At 69.1% G+C, this 2,569-nt stretch carries 2 protein-coding genes; both read right to left on the reverse strand.

Features of this window, described 5'->3' with window-relative positions:
- Window positions 1-601 (reverse strand): MFS transporter (locus VF697_RS41425; RefSeq protein WP_331104005.1); only part of this gene is annotated, 601 nt, incomplete at its 3' end.
- 17 nt (window positions 602-618) lie between these two features.
- Window positions 619-2,569: methyl-accepting chemotaxis protein (locus VF697_RS41430; RefSeq protein WP_331104007.1), on the reverse strand; the 1,951-nt coding region annotated here is incomplete at its 5' end.

The following is a 2,569-nucleotide window of genomic DNA, read 5'->3' on the forward strand; positions in this document are numbered from 1 at the left end:
TCACGGTGTGGTCCTGCTTGCGCTCCAGGTGCCCGCGAATGGGCGGCAGCAAGAAGATGGCGCCGGCCACCAGCAGCAGCCCCAGGCCCGCCACGAGGAAGAAGGGCAGGCGCCAGTCGCCCCAGCGGGCCACCTTCAGCGCCATGGGCACGCCCACCACGGAGGCCACAGAGAAGGCTCCCATCACCGCGCCCATGGCCCGCCCGCGCCGCTCCGGCGGGATGAGGTCGGCGATGATGGACATGGACAGCGACGTGGCCGGGCCACCGAAGAGGCCCGCCAGCGCCCGGGCCAGCAGCAGCGAGGTGAGCCCCGTGGCCAGACCGCCCGCCGCCGTGCTCACCACCAGCCCCAGCATCGCCACCGCCAGCGCCTTGCGCCGGTCGAACCGGTCCAGGAAGTAGCTGCCCGCCACTCCCGCCACGCACCCCGCCGCCGTGTAGGCCGCGCCGATGGTGCCGATATGCGACGTGGCGATGCCCAGCCCCGCCGCGAAGTCGGGGCCCAGCGGCATCACCATCACGAAGTCGAGGATGTTGACGAACTGGACCGCGCCGATCAGGAAGACCACGGCACGCTCGGACATCACACGGTCGGACATCACGCCCCCTCGACTGCTCAGACCTTGAAACGCCGGCTCTCGGCGCGAAGCACTTCGGACTGCCGCTGCAGGCTGTCGATGGCCTCTTCCAGCGCCTTCACCGAGCGCGTCTGGTGGTCCGACACGCCCTTGATGGCCTCCACCGCCTTGAGCACCTGCTCGCTGCCCTTGGTCTGCTCCTTCTGGGCGCGGTTGAGGTGGGTGACCATCTCGTTGATGTTCTCGATGGAGCGGGTGATCTGCTTGCTGCCGTGCGCCTGCTCCTGGCTGCTGCGCTGCACGTGCGCGGTGATGGCCTTCATCCGCTCGGCGCTGTTCATGATCTGCTCGCCACCCTTGGCCTGCTCGTTGGAGGCCTTGGAGATCATCTGCACCGTCTCGGCGATGCGGCCGATGGCCTGCGTCACCTGCTTGCTGCCGCGCGCCTGCTCCACCGTGGCCCGGGCAATGGCCTTCACCATCTGCGTGGACTTCTGCGCGCTGTCGTTGATCTTGCGCAGGGTGCCCTCCGCCTCGCGGCCGAGCTGCACGCCCTCCTCCACGTTGCGCACGCCCTGGTTCATCACCTGCACCGCGTTGCGGCTCTCGTCCTGCACGCGGCTGATGAGGTCGGCGATCTCCTTGGTGGACGCGCCCGTGCGCTCGGCCAGGTCCTTGATCTCATCGGCGACGACCGCGAAGCCCTTGCCGTGCTCGCCCGACTGCGCGGCGATGATGGCGGCGTTGAGCGCCAGCAGGTTGGTCTGCTCGGCCACGTCGTCGATGACGTTGAGGATGTTGCCGATCTCCGAGATGCGCCGGCCCAGGCTGTCGATGACGCCCGAGGCCGTCTGGCTGGAGCCCTTGATGCGGTCCAGGCCGAGCATCGTCTTGCGCAGGGCCTCCACGCCCGTCTGGGCGTCCTCGGACACCTGCTCGGACAGGCGCGCCGTCTCGTTGGCGTTGGCCTCCACCTGCCCGATGGAGCTGTCCATCTGGCTGATGGACGTGCTCGTCTCCTCGGTGGAGCCGCGCAGCTCGTCGATGTTCTTGGCGACCTCCTTGATGGAGAAGGTCATCTCCTCGATGGCGCTGGTGGTCTCCTCCACGCTGGCCGCCATGGCCTGGACGTTCTCCGCCACCTCGTCGTTGGTGGCCGCCATCTCCATGATGGAGGAGCTGCTCTCCTCGGCGCTCTGGTAGAGCACCTCGACGTTCTCCGCGATGCCGCGCAAGCTGGCGAGCATCTGCTCCATGGAGGAGGACGTCTCCTCCACGCGCCCCTGGATGGTGGAGGCGCCCGAGGACACCGTGGTGCCGGCGCGCGAGAGCTGCTCGATGACGTTGGAGACCACCTCGGACACGCCGCGCACCTGACCGAGCGTCTTGCGCAGCGACTGGCCGATGCCATCGAGCGCCGCGGCGAGCTGCCCCAGCTCGCCCCCGTCGTCCATCGCCACCCGGCCCGTCAGGTCTCCCTCGGCCATCTTGCGCGCCACCGCCATCATCCGCTCCAGCGGCCGGAGGATGAGCACGTGCGTCACACCGAAGATGATGCCCATCACCAACACCAGACCGATGATGAGGGCCGCCACCAGCAGGACGGTGAGCTTGCGCAGCAGCTCCCGGAGGGGCGAGAAGTCCACCACCACCACGACCCGGCGAGACATCAGCTCTCCCGGCGCCGCCTGCACCGCCTGTGTCACGAGCACGTCCCCATTGGGCAGCTCCAGGGACGTGGGCGCGTCCGGCTGGGACAGCCGGGAGAGCAGTGACTCGAGGCGCTCGGGCCGCTCGCCTCCATCCAGGAGGACCTCGCCGGTACCGGAGACGAAGGCGGCGTAGGTGAAGTCCCTGTCCGCGTTCGTCAGCCGACCCACGGCCCGCATGGCCTGCGTGTCCGACTCGGGATGGGCGAGGACGCTCGCGAGCTCCTGGGCCTTGGCGCGGCCATGCTCCAGGAACCGCGTCTCGAGGAAGTCCGAGACC

It is taken from the genome of Archangium sp., assembly GCF_036388035.1.
Lineage (GTDB): Bacteria > Myxococcota > Myxococcia > Myxococcales > Myxococcaceae > Archangium.